The 821-nt window shown below is 61.5% G+C and carries 1 protein-coding gene; it reads right to left on the bottom strand.

The genetic code is table 11. The features are described from left to right. Window positions 1-796 (bottom strand): IS5 family transposase (locus HV744_RS36635; protein WP_175154095.1); only part of this gene is annotated, 796 nt, incomplete at its 3' end. Window positions 797-821 lie beyond the last annotated feature (25 nt).

Raw genomic sequence — 821 nt, 5'->3', positions numbered from 1 at the left:
GGATAATCGGTACGGCGTGGACGAGCATCAACATGGCGAAGACAACGAAGTGCAGGCCAGCAAGGGTTTCGGGCAAGCGCTCGTAGTCGCGGGCCAGCCGCCGGAAACGGTTCAGCCAGCCAAAGCTGCGCTCGACCACCCAGCGGCGAGGCAGCAGTACGAAACCCTTCTTCGCCTCGGGCAGCTTGATGACCTGCAGCTCAATGCCTTCGTCACGCGCGGCCTGCGCAGCAGTGTCGCCCGTATAGCCCTGGTCAGCAAACGCAAGTTTTACCGTCTGACCGGTTACGAGTTGAACCTGACGCGCAAGCTCGGCCACCTGTGCACGCTCCTGCTCGTTGGCTGGCGTAATGTGCACCGCGAGCAGCAGGCCCAGCGTGTCGACAGCCATATGAACCTTGCTGCCACGCTTGCGCTTATAACCGTCGTAACCCGCACGCGGGCCGCTTTCGCATGTCGACTGCAACGTGCGCCCATCCAGGATAACCGCACTGGGTTGCCCCTGACGTTGTTGCGCCACACGCAGCACCGAACGCAAATCGTTGACCATCGCCTCGAAGCAACCCGCGTTCAGCCACCGTTGCGTTTGCTGATAGACCAGTTCCCACGGCGGGAAGTTGGTCGGCAGCATACGCCACGATGCACCGGCTCGCGCCATCCAGCGCAGCGCGTTGAACATTTCGCGAGGTTCGTATCGGCGTTGCGGTGCGTCTTCGTTCATCAAGGTCAGGTACCGAGCGGCGAAGCTCCATTCCTCGTCCGAAACATCCGTCGGGTATGGCTTGCGTTGTGTCATCACCCCAGGATACCAGGTCCGACTG

The organism is Paraburkholderia ultramafica, assembly GCF_902859915.1.
GTDB classification, from domain to species: domain Bacteria; phylum Pseudomonadota; class Gammaproteobacteria; order Burkholderiales; family Burkholderiaceae; genus Paraburkholderia; species Paraburkholderia ultramafica.
Note: the sequence above shows the minus strand (reverse complement) of the source record. Positions and strands in the feature narration are given on the sequence as shown.